Below are 22148 nucleotides of genomic sequence, written 5' to 3' on the forward strand. Positions count from 1 at the left end.
GGTCAACAAAGAAGGAAGTTTAGAGATGTTTTTGAAAAAGAATGGACTACCAGAATCAAAGTCGGCTATAAAGAATTTTGTTACGCTGAACGCATATACGGGGAAGAACTACATATTCAAAGGGGACAAGTTCCAGCCTTTGAAAAAACTGACCTATAATACCGCAAATTTTATCACCTCATATCTGAGTAATAAAGATTTTATTACCACCACAATAAGTGTGAGTCGAAGTATCCCTGAAGAGGATCTTCAAGATATTCTTGAGATCAAAGCCTATGAAGAGTTGGGATTGGATCAGGCACAAGAGTATATCATCTCTTCTATAGAAGCTGAAAGCAGCAATGAAGAGAGAGAATTCCATCTCTTTGTCGCGGAATCGGAAGTACTCAACCAGCTTTATCTGCCCATCAAAGAGGAAACGAAATATCTGGATCTTATTGTACCGGTTCCTCTTTTATATAAAGTCCTTTATGAAAAAGAGATCCTGAATGACAGTGGAACACACTGTTTTGTATACTTTACAAAGTATGATGCCTTCATCTGTTTTTACAAGAATGGCGAGTATATTTATTCAAAGTCTATAGAGTTCTCTCTGGAACAGATCTACGAGAAGTTTTGTGAAATAGAGGGCGAGCAGGTCGATAAAAGTGAATTCTTTTCTATTTTGGAGACAGAGGGACTGAAAGCGACAGACAGTAAATACCAGCAGAACTTCATGAAAATTTTCGGTGAAGTCTTTATTACGATCAATGACATAATTATCTATACAAAAAGAGCCTTTCAGCTTGAAACTGTTGACCATATGTATATCGGCAGCGCACAGGGACCGATTGTAGGGATAGATGAATACAGTCATAACTATCTTGGACTTCCTTCTGCAGATTTCAATTTTGATTACAATGTCAATAATGAAGAGTGGTATACTGATCAGCTTCAATACTTGATGCTGCTGACTTCAATGGAGTATATCGAAGACGAAAGCATCGTATTGAATCTCACAGTCTTCCCCAGACCGCCGGCATTTGTCAAGAGGGCAAGCGGTCAGTTCATTATTGCGACCTTCGCCGCTATTTCGATTGGGCTTGCGTATCCGCTTTATCACCTGATGAGTTCCTATGCAAATGATGCAAAGACATTTGCATTAAGTAAACAAAATGAGGTCTTGACAGCAGAGACAAACAAATATAAAAAGATCCTGAGTGAGAAAAAAAAGCAGATCAGTCAACTTGATAAAGAGTTGGCACGTCTGGCCAAACTCTATAGTGAAAAAACAAAAACACTGCAGTCTGTCTACAAGGAGAAAGTCGATTATCATCTTAAATCTGAACTTTTTTATACGATAGCCGAAGAGCTGAACAGATTTAATGTACATGTTGACAGGATCTTTACCAAGGAAGATACCATCTGGATGTCGCTTGTCAGTTCTGATGACAGGAAGCTTACGGAGTTGATCAAGTATATCTCTGAGACACATTTTGATGAGATTAAAGAGATCAATATCGAATTGATCGAGAAAGAGCCGGGCAGTGAGCATTACAAAGGTTTGTTAAAGGTTGAATTAAGATGAAGTTTTTAGAGGATAAATTAGAAGAGCTGGATGCTTATTTTGCTCCGAAAAAAGAGAGTGAAAAGTGGTTGATCATTCTGGGGATCGCAGGTTTTATTACCTATCTTGCCTATGATTATCTCCTGCCATATACCGAGCAGCTGCACAAAAAGAGTGAAGTGGCAAAAAAATCTGTTGAAAAAAGCATTAAAGATAACAGGCTTTATATGCGCAGTATCACAGTCAATGGAGATAAAGACTATTATGTGAAAAAGTATACTCAGGATATTGCCAACAAGAAGAAACGTATTGCCAAAACAAAAGAGAAGATCACCTTTATTGACTCAAACCTTAACAAGCTTTCAGATATGCTTTTTAACCAGAAGAACTGGTCTATCTTCCTGAACTCTATCACAGATAAAGCGGAAGTGCAGAATGTAGACCTGGAATATATAAGCAACAAGTATGTGAACAGTTCCGGGAGTTTCGGACATGTACTTGAAGTAGGTATTGGCTGCAAAGGGGAGTACAAGAATATTGTCAAGTTCATGAATGAACTGGAACAGAATGTGCTGGTTACAGATATTTACGGTACAGAGTTGTATATGGATGAAAACTCATCCAAGATCGTAGCAGATATCAATATCTCAGTATGGGGGATCAATCGCTAATGAAAAAGTTATTAACAATCATATTTTTTTGTCTGACCGCCGTCTATGCTGATTTGTCTGTTCAAAAGATAGAAAATATGATCCAGAAAATACATCTGAAACGTGAAGGCATCAGTCTTGACAAGCTGGAACAGACAAAAGAGCCGTTCGTACGTATTGAACAGGAAGAGAATACTACAGTTGTGATTGTACCTGAGCCGAGAGAGGAAGATGTAAAGCTGTCACTGCACGCAATAATGGGAGGGAAAGCCTTTATCAATGACGGCTGGAAAAAAGTGGGTGATGTGATCCTTGGCTATACAGTAAAATATATCGGTAAAAAAGGTGTGGTATTGAGAAACAGAAACACCATAAAAAAGTTGTTTCTTGGCAAGCCAAAGAAAAAAATTATCATACTAGAAGAAAGGGAATAGGATGAAAAGAGTAAAAAACAAGGGGATACAGTTCGTTTTTGCCATAATGATGGCAATAGGGCTGACCAATACTGCCGTTGCAGATGAGTGTTCAAGCAAACTCTTCTCGGTTACCATTGACAGTCAACTGACAATCGGAGATGTGATTGAAAATCTTGCAGATACATGTGCCATGACGGTGGTTGTCAAAGATGAGGCGGCACGGAAAAGAATGAAGAAGAAGCTTTACTATGTAAAGCTGAAGAACGCTACTCTGAAAGGTTTTCTGGATACGATTCTCAAGGATAATGACCTTCATTATACGCTTGCAGGGAATAAACTGAATATCTCCTATCTCATTACAAGGACATTCCGTATCCATTATATTTCCGGTCAGAGAATTGGAAAGAGTAATGCAAATGTTACTATTGCCAGTCCACAGAGCTCTACAGGCGGAGTCAGAGGTTCAAATACAATAAATAGTGGCAGTACGCAAAATAGTCTTTCAAAGACCGGTATTTCAATTGAAAGTAGTGATGAATTCCAGTTCTGGAAAACAGTGGAGACGGAGATACAGCGTATCCTTATAGGTGCGGCAGACGGGAGTACACACTATACACGCACTGGTGATACCTGGACCGGTCCTGACGGCAGAGTATGGGAGTATAATCCTTTGGCTCCGATCGTAAATCCGGAAGCGGGTATGATCACAGTCACTGGTACAGCAAGGCAGATCAACAGAGTGGCAAGATATATCCATACTTTAAGCAAGCAGATCAAGCAGCAGGTATTGATCGATGTACGTATTCTGTCAGTCACCTTTGATGACAGCCGTACGAGTGGGGTGGACTGGTCTCAACTCTACAGCCTGCAGAATTTTACGGTAGACTCGCTGCAAATGGCACAGAACAATGTGGCATCTTACACATTTGATGCTATTCAGGGGATTACTGAAGCAACTTTTGCACCGAATACTGATCCGACATCCGCCAGTGTTGTGAGTATTACCGGACATGCATCTGTGCAGGAGGTAGTCAAGTTCCTGGGAACACAGGGGGATGTAAAAGCGATCTCAAGTCCTCGTGTTATGACACTGAACAACCAGCCTGCATTGATCAGTGTGGGTAAAGAGTTGTTCTACAAGATCAAGTCAACCAGTGCCCTTGGAACAGGCAATAATCAGAATACAGCCGAAGGAGAAACGGTCGATTCCGTTTTTGCCGGGATCCTGCTTGATATCACGCCTGAGATCGATGCAAACGGAATGATCACACTGAAGATAAACCCTTCTATTTCGGAAACAGTAAATCCAGTTGGCAAGGATAATACAATAAGACAGATCCCGCCGGATCTTATCAGAAGACAAATCGCATCAGTCGTAAAAGTAAAAGACGGGGAACATGCGATCCTTGGCGGTCTTATTACGTCAAAAACTGGATTTGAAGCAAACAAGGTGCCGATACTTGGAGATATCCCGGTTTTAGAGTATCTATTCAAACAAGAAACAAAAATTGAGACCGTAGAGGAGCTGGTACTGATTATTACGCCGCATATTGTTAAAAACAGCAAATCTGTTTCTCTTAAAGATTTAGGATATACAAAAGTTAATGAAAAGTAGGTATGAAGCTGCCAAGAACGTATTTATAGATTCAGTTGATCTTGATGATTATATTGAACTGGACTCTTCTCTGACTGCTTATCAACAGCTTGAACACAGCATTGATAAGCCTTTGAAGATGATCCTTCTCTTTGGCCGTCCCGGTACAGGGAAGAGTATTCTTCTCAATCGTCTCCATAATAAACTCAAACACAAACGAGAGATCCACTACTTTGATACACCGGCGACCAATGAAAAGGAGTTTTTTCATAAAGTCTTTAAAGTATTGACAAAAAAATCGTTACCGCAAAACACTGAAGTGAACTTCTCTGCGCTGGTAAACTACTGTAAGGACCTGCGGGGGGAAAGAGAGATCATTATTCTTCTGGATGAAGCACAGATGTATGGTTCGGAGATGATGGAGAAGATACGGCTTCTCTCAGACAGCAGGGCAGTAAAATTCATTGTCTCTTTACATAAGACAGATGATGAAGACCTTGTGGCAAAGGAGCATTTCCAGTCAAGAATATGGGAAGTGATCGAGCTTCAAAATGCAACTCTGCCGGAGCAGGCAGCCTATATACATAAAAAGCTTTTGAAAAAAAATCTTTTTGAAACTGCCAACAGTATCAAAGAGAAGCATATGAAACTTATCCATAAGTTTACACAGGGTAACTACAGGGAGTGTAACAAGATGATGTTCACCATTTTTGAGATTTGTGAATATTATGACAGGCATGAACCTTCAAAGATCAACTACCAACAGGTACCCAAACGTATCATAGAGATGGCTGCGCTGAAACTGGGGTATATCAATGTATAACATCAAAGCACTTGAAGAGGATTGGAAACGGTATAACCGTAAAAAAAAGATACCCTGGATCATACTTCTTCTGCTTATAACAGTTGTTTTGGCGCTTATCCTTGCAAGGAATAGCGGTATGTTAAAACTTCAGGATACCAATATGAAAAATCAGGTTACTACCACACCATCCACGCTGCAGCAGAGTCAGCCTGTTTTCAGGGACAAAGCATTAACAAAGCTTGAAGAACAGGATAGAGAAGAAACGGTAGATGCACCTATGGATACCGGTTCTGGTGAGAGTATCAATGAAACAGATATGCAAGAGCGTACTGCTTTGGTCTCTTCAAAACCCCCTCGCAAAAAACTGCATATTGAAGTGATTGAAACAGCTTCAAGCCCTGAAGCTTTTAAAGAGATTGAAAAAAGATTCCGACTCGGGCATGATACAGACGATTCTCTTTTTCTTGCAAGAGCATATTACAGTAAGGGTAACTACAAGAAAGCGGAGTACTGGGCGCTTCAGACCAATAAGATCAATGAGAATATAGAAGAGAGTTGGCTGATCTTTGCAAAAGCGAAAGTGAGGCGGGGACAAAAAAATGAAGCAATAAGAATTTTGAACAGATATGTCAAGAAAACAAACTCGATCGAAGCTAAAGTACTTCTGGAGAAGATAAAAAAAGGTATGATCAGATAGCATTTAGCCAAATTGCGATGATAGCGTGGTATACTAATTAGATAAAAGGAGGGCGGAGAATGGTAAAACTGATCGAGATGATGTTGGATGAAGGTCTTATTACAAAAGAGGCTATTTCGACACTGGTAAAAAGCAGACCTCCTAAAAAAATCTCTTTTGCAAATCTTATTGCAGAGAAGATGATCGATCTGAGTGTAGTTGAGAATTTTCTTGTCAAGAAAATAAGACAAGGAGTGATCACACTCTCCCATCTCGAGAAGATAGAAGGTATTGATATTGTTCCGATCTTGAAAGAAGTTGCCAAAGAGCTGCATGTCGAGTATATTGACCTGGATGAACATGAGATCGATATGAGACTCTTCTCCGAAATCCCCTACAAGCAGCTGATCAGATATAATGTAATACCTATCGAAGAGACAGATCTCAATATTTTGATTGCATTTGAAGACCCTCTGGATATGGGAGCACATGATGCGATACAGCGTCTCTTTCCCAAAAAACCGATTAAAATGGCTATTGCAAAACCGAGTCAGATCCGTCAGCATCTGCAGCGTCTTGAGATAAATGAGAGTGTTAAAGGGCTTATTCAGGATATCAGACAGGATCTGAGTCAGGAAGGCAATATTGATGAAGATAATGAAAATTCATCTGCTGTATTGAAGCTGATCGATATCATATTGAAGTCAGCGATCTATATAGGTGCAAGTGATATCCATATTGAAGCAACTGAGAAAAGCTGTGTCGTACGTGAACGTGTGGATGGCATGTTAAGACAGAGTTTTACTTTCGATAAGGATATTTTCAATCCACTCTCTTCAAGAATGAAACTGCTTTCAAATCTGGATATCGCTGAAAAACGAAAACCGCAGGATGGAAGATTTTCCGCCTCTATAGCCAACAGGGATTTTGACTTCAGGGTATCTACGCTTCCAACGATCTATGGAGAGTCGATCGTACTGAGAATTCTTGACAAAACAAAAGCAATGATCAGACTGGAAGATGCAGGAATGAGCAAATTCTGTTATGATCGTTTTTCACAGGCGATCAAAGTACCATACGGGATCGTTCTTGTCACCGGGCCTACAGGTTCAGGTAAAACAACGACACTTTACGGAGCCCTCAATGCGATCAAGGATGTAAAAGACAAGATCATTACGGTTGAAGATCCTGTAGAGTATCAGATGAGCGGACTGCAGCAGGTACAGGTGCGGCCGCATGTCGGTTTGGGATTTGCAGATGCTCTGAGATCGATTTTGAGACAGGATCCGGATAAGATCATGATCGGTGAGATCAGAGACAAGGAGACACTGCGTATTGCTATCCAGGCAGCATTGACAGGGCACCTGGTTCTTTCAACCCTTCACACAAACGATGCGATCTCTGCAGTAACGAGGATCCTTGATATGGGGATCGAAGAGTACCTTGTCAGCGGGGCATTGGTGGCTATCCAGGCACAAAGACTTGTCCGAAAGATATGTACACATTGTAAAAGAGAGACGGTATTGCCGGAAAAACTTTTACAGGATGTCAGACAGTATCTTCCGGAGAACCCTGTTTTCTTTAAAGGAGAGGGGTGTAAAGAGTGTGGCCACAGTGGTTACAAAGGACGGGAGATGATTTCGGAAGTTTTGACTATCAGTGAGACATTCTCTCGAATGATCGCGCGTAATGCTTCAAAAGAAGAGATGACGAAGCAGGCAGTAGAAGAGGGGTTTATCAGTATGTTTGAAGATGGTGTCCATAAGGCATTGGCAGGCAAAACAACGATTGAAGAAATTTACAGAGTAGCGAGACTATAGTGATGAAATATTTTAATGTAACAGTCATGGAGCGTGGAAAGAGACGTCAGGAGCTTTTGAAAGCAGACTCAAAGATGGCTGCAATAAAACAGGCAAAATATAAATTTCCGACAAATGTTGTGGTTGTAAAAGCAGAAGAGACCTCTGCCCCTCTGGGAGAGACTTTTTCAGCCCTCTTTGCAGGTTTGAAAAAGCTCTTTAGAACAAAGGTACCTATCAATGACAAGATCTCTACGATCCGACAGATCGCTGTTATGACGGATGCAGGTATTGCTATCAATGATACTCTGGAGGATGTGGCTGACAATACGCATAATGAAAGGCTTAAAGAGATCTACACGAAGATCAATAACGATATCAATGCCGGACACAGTATGTCAGATGCAATGGAGCCTTATACGAATGAGTTCGGGCATGTGGCATTGGCCATGACAAAACTGGGTGAGCGTACCGGTAATATTTCCGAATCATACCATAAGCTTGCCGACATACTTGAAAATATTCGTGACAATACAGCAAAGTTCAAAAAAGCGATCAGGACCCCACTGATCACTTTGGTGGCAATGGCTATAGCTTTTACGATACTTATTATGGTAGTCGTACCGAAATTCAAAGATATTTTTGACAAATTCAAAACAGAACTGCCTCTGCCGACACAGATACTTTTGAAACTGGAGTGGGCATTCAGCAACTATGGTGGATATATTCTTATAGCGATCATAGCATCCCTTGTCATGTTGAAGTTTTTATATCAAAATAATGAGGAGTTCAAATACCAGATAGATAAAATTCTGATACATCCCAGGTTCTATCTGATCAATAAAGCGATCTTTCTTTCGACGATGCATAAATACAATCTTGTCTTCGGAGAGCTGGTTAAATCGGGTGTTCCTGTTTCCGAAGCTTTGGAAACAGCAGTCGGTATGGTCGATAACCTGGCGATCAAAGAGCAGCTTTTGACGGTCAATGCCAATATCGGACGGGGTATGAACCTTGCAGATGCATTTGCCATCACCGGTTTATATGAGAATATGCTTCTGCAGATGATCAAAGCGGGTGAAGCAGGAGGTCAGCTGGATGCCATGCTGGAAAAAGTTACCCAATATTATGATATGCAGTTCCAGGATCTGATAGACAACCTGGCTGCCTATATTGAGCCGATCATGCTGTTTTTTATTGCAGGTTTGGTACTTTTGATGGCACTGGGTATCTTTATGCCGATGTGGGATCTCGGGAAAGCTGTTAAAGGATAGCATGCAGCGTGTGTGACAGAAAAACCTCTTTCTGTCTGCACTCGGGTTTATTGTGTTTTATGTTTGATCTTCAGAGTCTGTGGTGCCTGATCGCCTTCTCCAGATCCTCTGGTGTATCTATGCCAAAACTCTCCGTACGGACCTCTGTCATAGCAACCTCATAGCCATGGTAGAGCGCACGTAACTGCTCCAGTTTTTCAATCTCTTCCAGTGGTGCAGGAGAGAGTGCACAGAATTTTTGCAGTGACCTGACTGTAAATCCGTAAATTCCCAAATGTCCTTTGTATCTGTCAAAGTGGTGATCTCTTGGATAGGGTACCTTTGCACGTGAAAAGTAGAGTGCGATATCCTTACTGTCTGTAACGACCTTGACGATATTTGGATCGTCTGCTTCGGGATTGCTGATGAACTTGTAACAGGAGTTCATCATGATCTGTTCCTTCTCTTTGTTCTTTTCGGTCAGATCATAGATAGCCTGTACAACCTCCGACTCTATAAAGGGTTCATCTCCCTGAACGTTGATGATGATCTCATCTTCTTTAAGAGAAAGTTTGACTGCTGCTTCATAGATACGATCTGTACCGCTTTGATGGGAAGAGGAGGTCATTACAGCCTGAATATCATGTTCTGCTGCAATCTCGATGACCTCTTGGGAGTCTGTGGCAATGATGACACTGTCAATATCCTGTACAGTCATAGCTGTTCTTACAACCATCGGTACGCCGCCTATATCTGCGAGTACTTTATTTGGAAAGCGGCTTGAACCGATACGTGCGGGGATAATGATCATAATAAAACCTTTTATGTTGAATTAGGTATGATTTTACACTCTCTATGCTAAAATACAAGACTTTAATCAAGAATGGAACAGGTATGAACAAGGCACTGCTGCTACTTAATATGGGCGGACCCAACAATATCGGAGAGGTAGAGCTTTTTCTTCGTAATATGTTTGCTGACAGGAATATCCTGCCTATGAACCCGTATATGCGAAAGTTTATTGCCAATATTATTATCTCCAAGCGTCTGGAGGATGTAAAAGAGAACTATCGTCTTTTGGGAGGAAAGTCTCCGCTTCCGGATTTGACGGCACAACTCGTTACAAAGCTTAGAGAGAGACTCTCTCTGCCTGTCTACGCAGCAATGCGTTACGTACCGCCTTTTGCAGATGAAGCACTCTACCGGTGTCAAAGAGAAGGGGTAGAAGAGCTGATACTTTTTCCTATGTATCCGCAATACTCTACAACAACAACACTCTCATCCGTAGAAGATATAGAACAGCGTTGTGCTGCAATGGGATATGCACCGAAGATCACAGTGATAGATCCCTACTATGATGATTATGATTACATCGAAATATGTTGTGAAAAGATCATGGAGGCAATGAAAGGCAGAGAGACAAGAGAGTATGATCTGCTTCTTTCTGCCCATGGCCTGCCTATGAGTATCATTAAAGCCGGTGATCCCTATCAGAACCAGATAGAGGGAAATGTTTCTGCGATCAAGACCTATCTTGCTTCCAAAGAGATTGTATTTCATGATATTAAACTGGTCTATCAGTCCAAAGTAGGATCTTCTGCCTGGCTGGAGCCGAATCTGGCAGATGTACTGCGAAACCCGACACATCGGAAAGTACTTATCTATCCATTGGCGTTTACCATTGACAATTCAGAAACGGTGTTTGAACTTGATATAGAACATAGAGAGATTGCAGAGAAGTTGAAGTATGAGGATTTTGTGGTTGCCAAATGTATGAATGATGATGAAAAATTTGTTCAGCTGATCGTGGACAGAGTTGATGCCTGCACAGTATAGGCTCCTGATAAAGTGTAGTTTCTGGGGTGCTCTGATCTTTAGCTATATTGCTGCGATCGTACCGCAGGATACGGCGCCTGCTGTTGGTGAACTGTCGGATAAAATATTGCATTTTATGGCTTTTTCTCTTTTGAGCCTGCTGCTGATGCTCTCCTATCGTATACAATGGTGGAAAAGTGTTGTCTACCTGTCAGGGTATGCGGTATTCATAGAACTCTCCCAGTCTTTTACTCCCAACCGTTGTGCCGACTGGATGGATGTTGCAGCAGATATGATCGGTATCGCTGCAGGACTGATAGTGTACAGCGTTTACCGAAAACTGGAGGCTCTCCGTGCAGACAGTTGAACGGACCGTTGAGACGGTCACAGAAGTGAACCGTTCCAAATTCATAGCCTATCTTCTTCCCTATACAGAATTTGAAGGGATGCAGGAGGAGTTAAAGGCTCGGCATCCCAAAGCCAACCATGTGGTCTATGCGCTTCGATACCTGAATACATTTGAGCAGGTCGTGGAGAACAGTTCAGATGACGGAGAGCCGAAAGGCTGCGCGGGTGTCCCCGCACTTAATGTGCTTCGCGGTGAAGCGATGATCAACTGTGCCGTACTTATTGTGCGTTACTTTGGCGGTATCAAACTGGGAACGGGGGGTATGGCAAGAGCTTATGCCAAAGCAGTTAAAGATGCCTTGAAAGCAGCCAGCACGACTCCTTATGAGAGAGAGATCATATATGAGTTTACCACAGATTACAGCAGCATAGACAAAATCCTGCATAGATTGAAACAGCTTGGTATTACTCAAATAGAACGGGATTTTGGAGTAGGTGAAGTAGTGTGGAAAATAAAAGCCTGTGAAGAAAAAATAAAGGCGTTCAGAGAACGCTAAGTGCTCAGCACTTAACGCTACAAGGCATCTTCATCCTCTTCATCTGTTCTGATACGAATGGTTTTTTCGATCTCCGATACAAAGATCTTGCCGTCACCGATCTTGCCTGTCTTGGCAGAGGTCTTGATCGCTTCAAGTGCTTTGTTGAGGTACTCGTCATTGCTGACGACGATCTCGAGCTTGACTTTGGGAATGAATTCGACCACGTACTCTGCACCTCTGTAGAGCTCCGAGTGTCCCTGTTGTCTTCCGTATCCTTTTACCTCGCTGATGGTCATACCTTCGATTCCCGCTTCGACCAGTGCCTCTTTGACATCGTCGAGCTTAAATGGTTTGATGATCGCTTCTATTTTTTTCATACGATAGCTCCTTAAATACTACGTTTAAATTCTGGGTAGGCTTCCATACCGCATTCGATGGAATCAATACCTTCGAGCTGTTCTTCATCTTCTGCGCGCAGTCTGAAAACCTTGTTGATACTATAGATTATAGCAAATGATAGTGGAAAAACAATAGCACCTACGACTACCACACCTTTTAGTTGTGTTAAAAAGCTGACATCGGTGAAGATACCTACTGCAAGTGTTCCCCAGATACCGTTGACAAGGTGTACCGAGAGTGCACCGACGGGATCGTCCATTTTAAGTTTGTCAAAGATCGGTACAAAGAGTACAACCAGTGCTGCACCGATCGCACCGATGAGGATAGGAGTATGAATATCATAAAGATCCGGTGCAGCGGTAATGGCAACCAGTCCGCCCAATGCACCGTTCAGTATCATAGTGATATCGAACTTTTTGTAACGGAAGTAGGTAAGCAGCCAGGCCGCAATGGCACCTGCAAGTCCGGCAGTATTGGTATTCATAATGGTGAGGGCTACAGCATCGGCATTCTCTTTGCTTGAGATGGCACCGACTGAACCGCCGTTGAAGCCGAACCATCCGATCCACAGCAGAAAAGCACCCAATACAACCAGCGGGATATTGGAAGCTGGTATGACCTGTACGGCACCACTCTTTTTATACCGTCCGCGTCTTGGTCCCATGATGAGAATGGCAGCCACAAGTGCCCACCCTCCGGTAGAGTGGATTACAGTTGATCCGGCAAGATCGTGCATCTCTGAGATGTCAAGAAAGGTACCGGAGAGAAAGTTTGCTCCCCAGGTGATATTGACAATAGTGGGATAAAGGAAGGCACCTACGATCACAGTAAAGATCACCAGCGGAATGATACGGGAACGTTCACTCACTCCACCGCTCATGATGTTGATGACCTTGCCGACAAAGGCCATCTGGAAAAGGAAGAAAGCATATTTGTTGATGCTCTCCTGATGGTCCCAGCTTCCGAAAGCATAGGTGTAGCCTATAAGCAAAAAGGCCATCGATGCAACGGCATAGATCATGGTATTGACTGTCAATACCGCAGTGACGTTCTTGGTTCTGACAAGCCCTGCTTCAAGCATAGCAAAGCCTGGCACCATTAAAATGATAAGTGTCATGGCAAAAATACTGAAAAACGTGTCAATGACATAATGGATTTCCATAAGAGACTCCTGATATTAATATTATAATAATATAAGTGTATCAGTTCCTGAGAGTAAAAAGTAGTAAAGATTGATGAATAAGTCATCAGTAAGGAGAGAAATTATTTTGTTTAATCGTTAATATTGATTATTTTTTAGGCAATTATGAGAAAAGCATACTTTTGCAGTATACAGAGAGTAAAAGAGATTTGGTTTCTCTCTCCTCTCTTGCCGCATATCTGAATCAGAGTGCCTCTTCGTCTTCTTCATCTGTTCTGATACGGATGGTTTTTTCGATCTCCGATACAAAGATCTTACCGTCACCGATCTTGCCTGTCTTGGCAGATGACTTGATCGCTTCGAGTGCTTTATTGAGGTATTCATCAGTACTGACCACGATCTCCAGTTTTATCTTGGGGATGAATTCTACGACATATTCGGCACCTCTGTAGAGCTCAGAGTGCCCCTGCTGTCTTCCGTACCCTTTGACTTCTGAAACTGTCATACCTTCGATACCCGCTTCAACAAGAGCCTCTTTGACATCATCCAGTTTGAATGGTTTAATGATTGCTTCGATCTTTTTCATTTGTATATCCTTTATTCCTGTATTGTCAGGGAAGAACCGTTAAAGGTTCATTCCTTTTTCTCCATGTACCGATTCGTCAAGACCCATCTCTTCACTCTCAGCAGTTACTCTTGCACCGCCTGTCAGAGCACTTGCAATATAGTAGACCACGACTGTACCGATAAGTGTCCAGATACCGACTACGAGAACGGATTCTATCTGTACCATGAACTGTCCCATTCTGTCTCCGCTCTCTTTCAGCGGACCGTCCCAGAGAAGATCTTTGTCATTAAGAGCAAGAAGACCTGTTGCCAGTGCACCCCAGAGACCTGCAAGGAAGTGGATACCAAAGGCATCAAGCGAGTCATCGTAGCCCAGTTTTTTCTTGAGTGTTACAACACCGAAGAAGGCAATGACCGATCCGAAGATCCCGATGATGAATGCCCCGCCGACACTTACAAAACCTGCTGCCGGTGTAATAGCAACCAGTCCCGCAATGATTCCTGATGCAATACCAAGCAGTGTCGGTTTTTTGAATACCACCCACTCGATCAGCAACCATGTTACACCTGCAGCAGCAGTTGCAACCGTAGTTGTCAGTACAGCAAGACCCGCAATAGCATTTGCACCAAATGCAGAACCGCCGTTAAATCCGTACCACCCGAACCAAAGCAGTGCTGCACCTGCAGCAGTGAAGATAATACTGAAAGGCTTCATAGCGACCTTTGGATAACCGGCTCTTTTGCCTACAAGGATTGCAAGTACCAGACCGGCCAGACCACCGTTCATGTGTACAACTGTACCACCCGCAAAGTCAAGAGCACCTGCATCAAAAAGAAGGGCACCGTCTCCACCCCATACCATATGTGTGATAGGCGCATATACAACCAGACCCCAGAGAGCAACAATGACCATCCATGTCGAGAACTTCATACGGCCGATCACTGAACCCGAAGCGATCGCTACAGTGATCGCAGCAAAAGTACCCTGGAACGCAACAAATACATAAGTCGGGTATGTACCGCTCAGGTCAGTCCACTTGGTTTCACTTAGAAGTACATTGCCAAGACCGCCGATAAATTTCTGAATACCGGCACTTTCAGCCGTACCGAATGCAATAGAGTATCCTGCAATGATCCATACTACAAAAGCGAGTACGAATGCCCCCATCACCATAGCATAGGTGTTGAGTGCGTTTTTGCTTCGTGTCATACCTGCATAGAAGAGGGCAAGTCCCGCAGGTGTCATGAGGAGTACGAGCGCTGTGGAGATCATCATCCAGGCTGTATCCCCGGTATCAAGTTTGTCTTCTGCAAAAGCAGCAATAGGCAGCAGTGCTGCCATAAGAGCGAAAAGTTTCAACTTCATGTTATTTCCTTTTAATATGTTAATACCAGAGTATCATAACATGTGGGAAAAAACTTTTGCACAGGTTTATGATTAATTTTTAATCAATCTATTGAATAAGAGGGATCTCAAGTTTGACAATGAACTCTTGCAGGTTACAGCTGATGTTGCACTGTTCGGAGAGGGATACGATCTCCTTGTCTGCATCTGTATAACGTCCGTTGGCACTGACGGAGAGTTGTGCTATCGCTGTTTTTTGGTTGTCGATGATCACATGTTCCCCCACAAGCAGTTTGAGCGCGATCTGGATGGAGTCTGATGAGCGGAAAGACTCGAGTACTTTTCTCAAGAGCTTGGAGAAGCGGTTCTGGTCAATTTTAAGCTGTGGCAGGTCAGGATCTGTCAGAAGCTGAAGTTGATTGGGATTTTTCGTCTTGAAAAGAGCAATGTTGGCTTCAAGCAGCAGGTTGATATCTGTCATTGAAAGCTTCTCTTTCTCCACTGGTATACTGTTCCGGATGCGTGGTGCATTGTAAAAACGTATGGAGAGCTGTTCCTCATTCTCATAGCCGACAGTTATGGAATAGAAGTTGAATACTTCATATCTTAGGGAAAGCGCGGTAGTTTTGTAGCCGAAGTTTTGCGGTGCATAGGCCAGTGCCAGATCAAAGAGCTCCTTTTTGGAGACATATCCCAAAAGGATCTCCGCACTGTTGTTGAGATAGAGTATCTTACCTTTGGGATCGAAGAGAATAAAAGGGTTGTTGTCCCACTCTACAAAAGGACGAAAATCAATCGATAGCGTGTTCATGGATCTTTTTTCTCAATGTATTGCGATTAATTCCAAGAATCTGTGAGAGCTTGAGTTGGGATCCGTACTTCTTCAGCCCGGATCTGATCAGTGGTACTTCATACAGATCGAGATGTTCTTTGTATCCGTTGTTACCTTCCAGGTGTTGCAGCAGATAGTTGTAGATCGCTTCCTGTATCTCCGCTTTTCCCATGGTCCGGCTTATAAGGTAGTGGAAGATCGACCTTTTGAGGGTTTTACTGTTGCCTGTCAGGTCAGTAGGAAGCTGCGCTGCAGTAAATTGAGAGATATCGGTCATAAGGATATTGCATGCCTCTTTTAAAAACGCTTTTTTAAGAAAAAGAACATCTTCGGGGCGTTCTTTTAATGACGGCATCATATAGATGAAGGCAAAGAGAGCGTCAATAGTCTGCTGGTTGCCGATGTAATTGGCAGTTGCAATAATACGCTTGTTGTCAAAGTCGAGGGATTCTTTGTTCGGAAGTTTTTCAAAATCGGTAATGATCAGTTCATCAGAAGCGGCCATCATCGATTCGACTGCCTCCTGATCTGCACCGGAAACGACGGGAGTATCGGGAAAGAGATGGGTAACCAGTCTCTTTTTCCCGATATGAGGCTGGCCGATAATGATGGAAGAGACATAAAGCGTCTTGGTCAGGTTCAATCCTTTGATGATCTGCTGTACCTGCTCTGATTTTGTATAAAATGATTCCATAGGATATTCCAGCTTTTGATTAAAAAATAATCAGTTGAGTATTAAAAGTATTATATCAAACTTATGTTAAACTATGGATGCATGGAAGTTCATCTGACAATACTCCTGCGCGACACAAATCCAGTAAAAACTGCTCTGCTCTTGCAGCGGTGGAGGATGCCATTTGGGTTGAGTGTATTGTTGATGCATTGTCAGATGAGCTTCCTTATGGGCACCTCTAATAACCCCATACGCCCATAATGGGTTTTGCAGATGTGAGATTTTGCAAGAGGCTTTCAAGTCCTAGCCAAAGCTAAGACGATGGAAGCATCTTGTGAAAGATCGCGTCTGCAAAGCCCACCCTTTGGGCAATGCCGGCTTTGCCCTATGCGGCGTTACACTTTTTCGACTTAGCTACGGCTAGGTCTGTAAAGTGTGCCTTGCCTAGAACAAAGCCGGCAATGTTATGAGCATATGGGGTTATTAGAGGTACCCTTATATTTTTAAAGATGCAAGGTAAGAACCATAAAAGAGGCATTTAACAGGTTTTGCAATTGTCACCCCTACCTGCCGCTGGAGTGTGCGATCGAATACTTTTCTATTCTGGGTGGGATAGAGGAGCATATCGAATTGGATTTTTTTGAGAGTGTAACGGCGATGGTGGAATCCAACTTCGTACATAACTTCACGGCTTTTCAGCAGATGGTCTCCCCATCCTATCTGTTGGAGTCTCCCTATCGTGAAGTATTAACGGCGGTTGCCAGAGGGGACGGAAAGTACTACTCCGTACTGCGTAAAGCAAGACTCAGTGAAGGAGTGGGAGAACGTATTATTGATGAGCTGGTCTCTTTGGGGGTACTTCGTATAGAACTGAGCCGTGAGCAGCCGCTTAAAACACATCCAAAACACAAGCTCAAAAAAGAACTGCGGCACTACCGCATACAGGACAAACTGCGTTTTGTAATGCCGTTCCTGCGTTTCTGGTTTGGTTTTGTGACCTACTATAAAGAAGATCTTCTCCAGGGAAAAGGTAATACATTTCTTGAAAATTTTAAAAGTAATTATGAACGTTTGCGAACACTTGTCTATGAGCAGTTGTGTGATGATCTTCTGGTAGAATATTATGCCGCTACAACACCGCTTTTAAGTCATGGAAGCTATTGGAATCAGTATAGTGAGTTTGACATTCTGGCAGTCACAAGCAACAAAAAACTGATACTGGGAGAGTGCAAGTATAAAGATAGAAAAGTGTGTAAAAACGAATTGAACAAGCTTAGAGCCAAAGCCGAACAGTCAGGCATACGTGCAGATATCTATGCCTTGTTTTCAAAAGACGGTTTTTCCAATGAACTGCTTGGTATGCAGGATGAAAACCTTCTGCTTTTTGACCTCAATGATCTGCAGAGGTTTTGTGTCTAATCTGGTCTGTATACCTTCAGGTTCTCTACACCCTCGGCATCTTTGAGATACTGTGCATGCAGCTGGCTCATAACCCCTTTGTCACAGTAGAGCAGGTACTCTTTCTCTTTTGGCAGTTTTTTGAATTCGCTCTTTAGCCGGTAGAAGGGGATCTTGAGTGTTTCACACTCCGTCTCAATAGAGTTCTCTTCGGCACGGATATCGATGACAATATGTCTGTCCGGATCAAGTTCCTTAACGATCTCTATGGGAGCATGCTCGGTAATATCTTCTACAATCTCATCGACATAAATGCTCTTTGATACTTCAACTGCCCGGTTCAGCACTTCATAGTCAAAGCGTTTGGCTTCTTTTTCCATTCTCCTGAATGAACCGTGTGTGATCGGATTTTTGGAGATCACACCGCAGTACTCGGGCATATTCTCGGCAAAACGGCGTGTTCCGATCTGTGTTGCAATACGAATGATCTCCGGCTTGTTCACAGTAGCCAGAGGGCGTAGTACCAGCTTATCGGTTGACTGGTCGATAAGGGCAAGGTTGCGCAGTGTCTGGCTGGATACCTGGGCAACGCTCTCACCGGTAACAAGCGCATCTATCTCCATCTCATCTGCGATCTTCTCTGCAGCCATCAGCATCAGGCGTTTGAGCGTCACACCCATGTAGCTCTCATGGGTGGAGCGGAAGATCTCAGCAACAACATCCTCAAAAGGTACCGAGACGAACTTGACACGGTGTGAAGCACCGAATTTGTTCCATAGGTACCATGCTACCTGCTTAACCCCGATTTCATGAGCGATCCCGCCGAGATTGAAGAATATGAAGTGGGTTTTGATACCACGTTTCATCGTCAGGTAGCTGGCTACGGTCGAGTCAAACCCTCCCGACATAAGCGAAAGGATTGCACCCTGTGTTCCTATGGGAAAACCACTCAGCCCCTCATGTCTCTGGGTAATGATATTCAGCTGGTTGTTGATGAGTTCAATACGGACGGTCACTTCAGGATTATGAAGGTCTACCCCTTTGGCATCTGTATGTGCCAGCGTATAACCACCGATGACACGTTCCATCTCCGAGGAGTTGAAAGGGTGGCTTCCGGTACGTTTGGCGCGTACGACAAACGTTTTGTCTGTGATCTCATCTGCAACAGTTTCGGCTACTTTTGCCTTGATCTCCTCAAGGGTCTCCATTTTGTCAAACTGTAACGCTTCAAGTACCTGTTCAATACCCGGTGTGTTCAATAGTACTTCTCTGACTTTATCAACAGTTTCAATGGGAGTGACCACTTCGATTTTGTCAGAGAACTTTTTGATCGCAAGTCTCTCATTCAGCGGTTTGAGCAGTGTCTGAAGGTTCTGGTAGAGCTGTGCTACCATCTGCTTTTTGGCTGAAGATCCTTTGACCATGATCTCAGGAAAGAGTTTTAGGATGAATTTTTGTGTTTTAACAGTTGTCTCTTGCACGTTTGGAAGCCTTCAGGTTTAAATGAGTGCAATTATAGCACAACAAGATTATCTCCCACCGTGAGTCTGCCGGACCTTATGATTGTTGCCCTGTATCCGCCGATATATTTGAGCCCATCCATCATATCTTGGCCCAAAAGTCTTGAGAGATAACGGCATGGCGGGCAGGTACGCACGATCCTGAAGGTAGCACTGCCGATGTTGAACTCCCGTTCTTTCACCGCTTCATAATCAAAATTGCCAATGACAAGATTACGCCGTAGATCCAAAAAATCAAGCTTTGCATCTACGCGTTCATTGCATTGGCTCAGTGAGTCGTAGGGGAGTATAGAGACCTCCCGCACACTCTGGGAGAGTTGTGGCTTGTTGAATGTCCCCCTGCCGTAAAAGTAGCGGTCCCCCTCAAGTCCTCTGCCTGCAACTGCCTGAACACTCTTAACATAGTGCAGGGGTTTCCGGGCTTCCTTCCCGATAATGATAGCATGAAGGTACATTATTGTTCAGAAGCTGCTTTTACTTTGTTCTCTTCAGGTATCTCTTCTTGATAGACTTTGACTCCTTCAAGATAGCCGGATATCTCCATCTCCTCATAGACGATACCTTCGGGTACTGCTTCCGAGTGAAGCTGCACGGCACACTGTTTATAGTTCGGCTCGAAGGACTTCGGGTCAAACTCCGGAATGGTAATATTGTTAATAAGCTGCTCATTGAAGTGGAACGGTACAAAGATATTGCCCTCCCTGACAGTTGCACTTACCTTGACAATAACATTCTCTACACGTCCTCGGTTACCTGAAAGGGCGATGCGGTCGCCGCTTTTGACCTTCAGCCTGGCAGCATCTTTTGGATTCAGGTCGACCCAGGCTTCAGGAGCCAGGTTATCCAGGATACCGATAGTACCGGTTTTGGTACGGGTATGGAACTGCTCAACGGTTCTTCCTGTATTGAGGATCAGAGGAAGCTCTCTACAGCTCATTTCACTCAGAGGTACCCACTCTACAGGCAGCAGCTGTGCTTTACCGTCAGGTGTGGGACATGGCATATCTTCACCGTAGAGACGTTTGGTACCTTTAGGCGCTTTTTCATTACACGGCCACTGGATACCTCCAAGTTCTTCCATGAGTTCATAGCTCATACCGCTGTAGTCACAAAGCCTTCCTTTACTGACACGTTGGATCTCTTCAAAAGCGTCACGCGGTGTGTGCAGCTCTTTAAAGAGCAGGTCATGTTTTCCTTCAAAATAGGTAGAGAACTCTTTGACGATGTAGAAGTCCGCTTTGCTCTCTCCCAGCGGTTCGATTGCTTTTTTGGCATAGTTGCAGCGTCTCTCAGAGTTGGTATAACACCCCTCTTTTTCACTCCATGTCGCTGCGGCAAAGACCACATCGGCAATTTGTGCCGTATCGGACATGAAGGCATCCTGAACGACCAGCAGATCAAGCTTTTTAAGTGCTTCACGCAATCCGTTCTGATCCGGATAGCTTACCAGCGGGTTGGTTGCAACGACCCAAAGAGCTTTGATCTCCCCGCGGTTGATCGCATCGATGATCTGCGGATAGGCGTAGCCGCGTTTGGTCGGGATGAGCTCTTCGGGTACACCGATGATGTTCGCGAACTCTCTGCGGTCACTCTCTGAGGCATAATTACGGTAGCCAGGGATCGATGAGGTAAAGCCAAACTCTCTTGTACCCATTGCATTACACTGTCCGGTGATCGACATCGGTGCGGCACCTTCCCTGCCGAGGTTGCCGGTAATGAGTGCGAGGTTGCAGATAGCTGAGACGGTATCGGTACCGATGGAGCTCTGGTTGACTCCCATCGTCCATGCACTCATGGCTGCATCGGCATTGGCATAGATACGTGCAAGGTTGTAGAGCTCCTTGACATCGATCCCTGTAATATTGGCGACCTCCTGGGGAGGATAGTTCGCCATGATATGTTTTCTAAACGCTTTGTAGCCGTTGGTACGTTCCCTGATGAACTTCTCATCCTCCCACCCCTGTTCCATGATGATATAGCACAGCCCGTTGATAAGGGCCAGGTCCGAACGCGGCTTGAGCGGTACGAAGATATCTGCCATCTGGGAGGTTTTGGACTTTCGGGGGTCAATGACGATAATGGTCGGTTTTCTGCCCCGTGTTTTTTTGTTTTTTGCAATATGAAGCTTGAGGATAGGGTGGTTGTCTGCAATGTTGGCACCGATGAGCATAATGACATCGGCTTTTTCAAAGTCCTCATAGCAGCCGACCGGTCCGTCACTTCCGAAGCTCTGCTTGTACCCCATGACGGCACTGGCCATACAGAGTGTGGTATTGCCGTCATAATTGTTGGTCCCGAGTCCAAGCTGTACGAATTTCCCCAATGCATAGAACTCCTCTGTCAGCAGCTGTCCGGTAGAGACTACGGCAACAGCACCTTTGCCATGCTGTTCCTGGATACGCTTGAATGTGTTGCTTGTATGGGTAAAGACCTCATTCCATGATGCAGGCTGCAGCTCTCCATCCCTGCGAAGCAGTGGCGTTGCCACACGGTTGTCCGCACGTACCATCTGGTGTTCGCTCAGTCCTTTGGGGCAGAGTGTACCCATATTGACCGGGTGAAGCGGATCCCCTTTGGAGTAGACCGCTTCACCGTTTTTGACACCGATGTACATACCGCATCCCACACCACAGTAGCCGCAGGTGGAGCGTACCCATTTGTCCGGAGCTTTGGCTTTGGCGACCTTGCCGAAGATGGGGTCGTCTACGAGGGCGTATTTCTCCTCTTTGATGTCTAGGCCTAAAAAGTTTTTTGCTTTGTCTATTAAACTCATTTGTTTTCCTTGGTATTGAGGGCAGCCACAAGGGTTGCCCCTGCATTAAAGTTTATATG

22 protein-coding genes are annotated in these 22148 nt (G+C 43.9%); 12 read left to right on the plus strand and 10 right to left on the minus strand.

The genetic code is table 11. From position 1 onward, the window contains the following. Positions 1–25: 25 nt before the first annotated feature. Genes IMZ28_RS03515 through IMZ28_RS03550 form a run of 8 tightly spaced genes read left to right on the plus strand, consistent with a single transcriptional unit; the run spans position 26 to position 8760 of the window. The gene (locus IMZ28_RS03515; RefSeq protein ID WP_197549368.1) at positions 26–1567 is read left to right on the plus strand and encodes a hypothetical protein; all 1542 of its coding nucleotides are present in this window, start codon (positions 26–28) and stop codon (positions 1565–1567) included. Beyond that, complete coding sequence (locus IMZ28_RS03520) at positions 1564–2217, plus strand: hypothetical protein (RefSeq protein WP_197549369.1); 654 nt, start codon at positions 1564–1566, stop codon at positions 2215–2217. The genes IMZ28_RS03515 and IMZ28_RS03520 overlap by 4 nt, the downstream gene beginning before the upstream one ends. Continuing rightward, positions 2217–2630, plus strand: coding sequence for a hypothetical protein (locus IMZ28_RS03525; protein WP_197549370.1), 414 nt, complete (start codon positions 2217–2219; stop codon positions 2628–2630). The genes IMZ28_RS03520 and IMZ28_RS03525 overlap by 1 nt, the downstream gene beginning before the upstream one ends. A 1-nt stretch (position 2631) precedes the next feature. After that, positions 2632–4227 (plus strand): pilus (MSHA type) biogenesis protein MshL, encoded by a 1596-nt coding sequence (gene mshL / locus IMZ28_RS03530; protein WP_197549371.1) that lies wholly within the window; start codon positions 2632–2634, stop codon positions 4225–4227. Beyond that, a complete protein-coding gene (locus IMZ28_RS03535) occupies positions 4217–5029 on the plus strand; it encodes an ATP-binding protein (protein ID WP_197549372.1) in 813 nt (270 codons plus the stop codon). Before mshL ends, IMZ28_RS03535 begins: the two co-directional genes overlap by 11 nt. After that, entirely contained in the window at positions 5022–5708 is a 687-nt protein-coding gene (locus IMZ28_RS03540) for a tetratricopeptide repeat protein (RefSeq protein ID WP_197549373.1), read from the plus strand. The genes IMZ28_RS03535 and IMZ28_RS03540 overlap by 8 nt, the downstream gene beginning before the upstream one ends. A gap of 59 nt (positions 5709–5767) precedes the next feature. Next, the gene (locus tag IMZ28_RS03545) at positions 5768–7507 is read left to right on the plus strand and encodes a GspE/PulE family protein (RefSeq protein WP_197549374.1); all 1740 of its coding nucleotides are present in this window, start codon (positions 5768–5770) and stop codon (positions 7505–7507) included. Positions 7508–7509: 2 nt separating this feature from the next. Next, positions 7510–8760, plus strand: a complete 1251-nt coding sequence (locus IMZ28_RS03550; protein WP_197549375.1) for a type II secretion system F family protein — start codon at positions 7510–7512, stop codon at positions 8758–8760. A 70-nt stretch (positions 8761–8830) separates the two neighbouring features. Here the strand turns inward: IMZ28_RS03550 and kdsB are convergent, their stop codons facing one another. After that, positions 8831–9550 carry a 3-deoxy-manno-octulosonate cytidylyltransferase gene (gene kdsB, locus IMZ28_RS03555; protein ID WP_197549376.1) on the minus strand — a complete coding sequence of 240 codons (720 nt, stop codon included), beginning with the start codon at positions 9548–9550 and terminating at the stop codon, positions 8831–8833. 83 nt (positions 9551–9633) lie between these two features. On the opposite strand from kdsB, the gene hemH reads away from it, so the two are divergent. The 3 genes from hemH to IMZ28_RS03570 are packed head-to-tail and all read left to right on the plus strand — an operon-like array spanning position 9634 to position 11459. Beyond that, a complete protein-coding gene (hemH, locus tag IMZ28_RS03560) occupies positions 9634–10575 on the plus strand; it encodes a ferrochelatase (protein WP_197549377.1) in 942 nt (313 codons plus the stop codon). After that, positions 10559–10921, plus strand: a complete 363-nt coding sequence (locus IMZ28_RS03565) for a VanZ family protein (RefSeq protein WP_197549378.1) — start codon at positions 10559–10561, stop codon at positions 10919–10921. The genes hemH and IMZ28_RS03565 overlap by 17 nt, the downstream gene beginning before the upstream one ends. Further along, on the plus strand, positions 10908–11459 hold the full coding sequence (locus IMZ28_RS03570; RefSeq protein WP_197549379.1) for an IMPACT family protein: 552 nt from the start codon (positions 10908–10910) through the stop codon (positions 11457–11459). Before IMZ28_RS03565 ends, IMZ28_RS03570 begins: the two co-directional genes overlap by 14 nt. Positions 11460–11476: 17 nt before the next feature. On the opposite strand, the gene IMZ28_RS03575 is transcribed toward IMZ28_RS03570, so the two are convergent. From IMZ28_RS03575 to IMZ28_RS11055, 6 genes are all read right to left on the minus strand, one after another. Then, positions 11477–11818, minus strand: a complete 342-nt coding sequence (locus IMZ28_RS03575) for a P-II family nitrogen regulator (RefSeq protein ID WP_197549380.1) — start codon at positions 11816–11818, stop codon at positions 11477–11479. Between the two features lie 11 nt (positions 11819–11829). Then, the gene (locus tag IMZ28_RS03580) at positions 11830–13002 is read right to left on the minus strand and encodes an ammonium transporter (protein WP_197549381.1); all 1173 of its coding nucleotides are present in this window, start codon (positions 13000–13002) and stop codon (positions 11830–11832) included. A gap of 223 nt (positions 13003–13225) precedes the next feature. After that, positions 13226–13567 (minus strand): P-II family nitrogen regulator, encoded by a 342-nt coding sequence (locus tag IMZ28_RS03585; protein WP_197549382.1) that lies wholly within the window; start codon positions 13565–13567, stop codon positions 13226–13228. 39 nt (positions 13568–13606) lie between these two features. After that, positions 13607–14914: an ammonium transporter gene (locus IMZ28_RS03590; protein ID WP_197549383.1), complete on the minus strand. Its 1308-nt coding sequence runs from the start codon at positions 14912–14914 to the stop codon at positions 13607–13609. An 88-nt stretch (positions 14915–15002) separates the two neighbouring features. Next, entirely contained in the window at positions 15003–15704 is a 702-nt protein-coding gene (locus IMZ28_RS03595) for a hypothetical protein (RefSeq protein ID WP_197549384.1), read from the minus strand. Next, the gene (locus IMZ28_RS11055) at positions 15685–16419 is read right to left on the minus strand and encodes a DNA-binding transcriptional response regulator (RefSeq protein ID WP_197549385.1); all 735 of its coding nucleotides are present in this window, start codon (positions 16417–16419) and stop codon (positions 15685–15687) included. Before IMZ28_RS11055 ends, IMZ28_RS03595 begins: the two co-directional genes overlap by 20 nt. 609 nt (positions 16420–17028) lie before the next feature. Between IMZ28_RS11055 and IMZ28_RS03605 the strand changes: the two genes are divergently transcribed. Then, the gene (locus IMZ28_RS03605; RefSeq protein ID WP_232087510.1) at positions 17029–17817 is read left to right on the plus strand and encodes a DUF234 domain-containing protein; all 789 of its coding nucleotides are present in this window, start codon (positions 17029–17031) and stop codon (positions 17815–17817) included. Here the strand turns inward: IMZ28_RS03605 and thiI are convergent. Genes thiI through IMZ28_RS03620 form a run of 3 tightly spaced genes read right to left on the minus strand, consistent with a single transcriptional unit; the run spans position 17814 to position 22089 of the window. Beyond that, positions 17814–19277 carry a tRNA uracil 4-sulfurtransferase ThiI gene (gene thiI, locus IMZ28_RS03610; protein WP_197549386.1) on the minus strand — a complete coding sequence of 488 codons (1464 nt, stop codon included), beginning with the start codon at positions 19275–19277 and terminating at the stop codon, positions 17814–17816. The two genes, IMZ28_RS03605 and thiI, sit on opposite strands and share 4 nt — an antisense overlap. Positions 19278–19309: 32 nt before the next feature. Beyond that, positions 19310–19771 (minus strand): MOSC domain-containing protein, encoded by a 462-nt coding sequence (locus tag IMZ28_RS03615; RefSeq protein ID WP_197549387.1) that lies wholly within the window; start codon positions 19769–19771, stop codon positions 19310–19312. Beyond that, the gene (locus IMZ28_RS03620) at positions 19771–22089 is read right to left on the minus strand and encodes a molybdopterin oxidoreductase family protein (RefSeq protein WP_197549388.1); all 2319 of its coding nucleotides are present in this window, start codon (positions 22087–22089) and stop codon (positions 19771–19773) included. The genes IMZ28_RS03615 and IMZ28_RS03620 overlap by 1 nt, the downstream gene beginning before the upstream one ends. Positions 22090–22148: the final 59 nt, after the last annotated feature.

Source organism: Sulfurovum indicum (genome assembly GCF_014931715.1).
Lineage (GTDB): Bacteria > Campylobacterota > Campylobacteria > Campylobacterales > Sulfurovaceae > Sulfurovum > Sulfurovum indicum.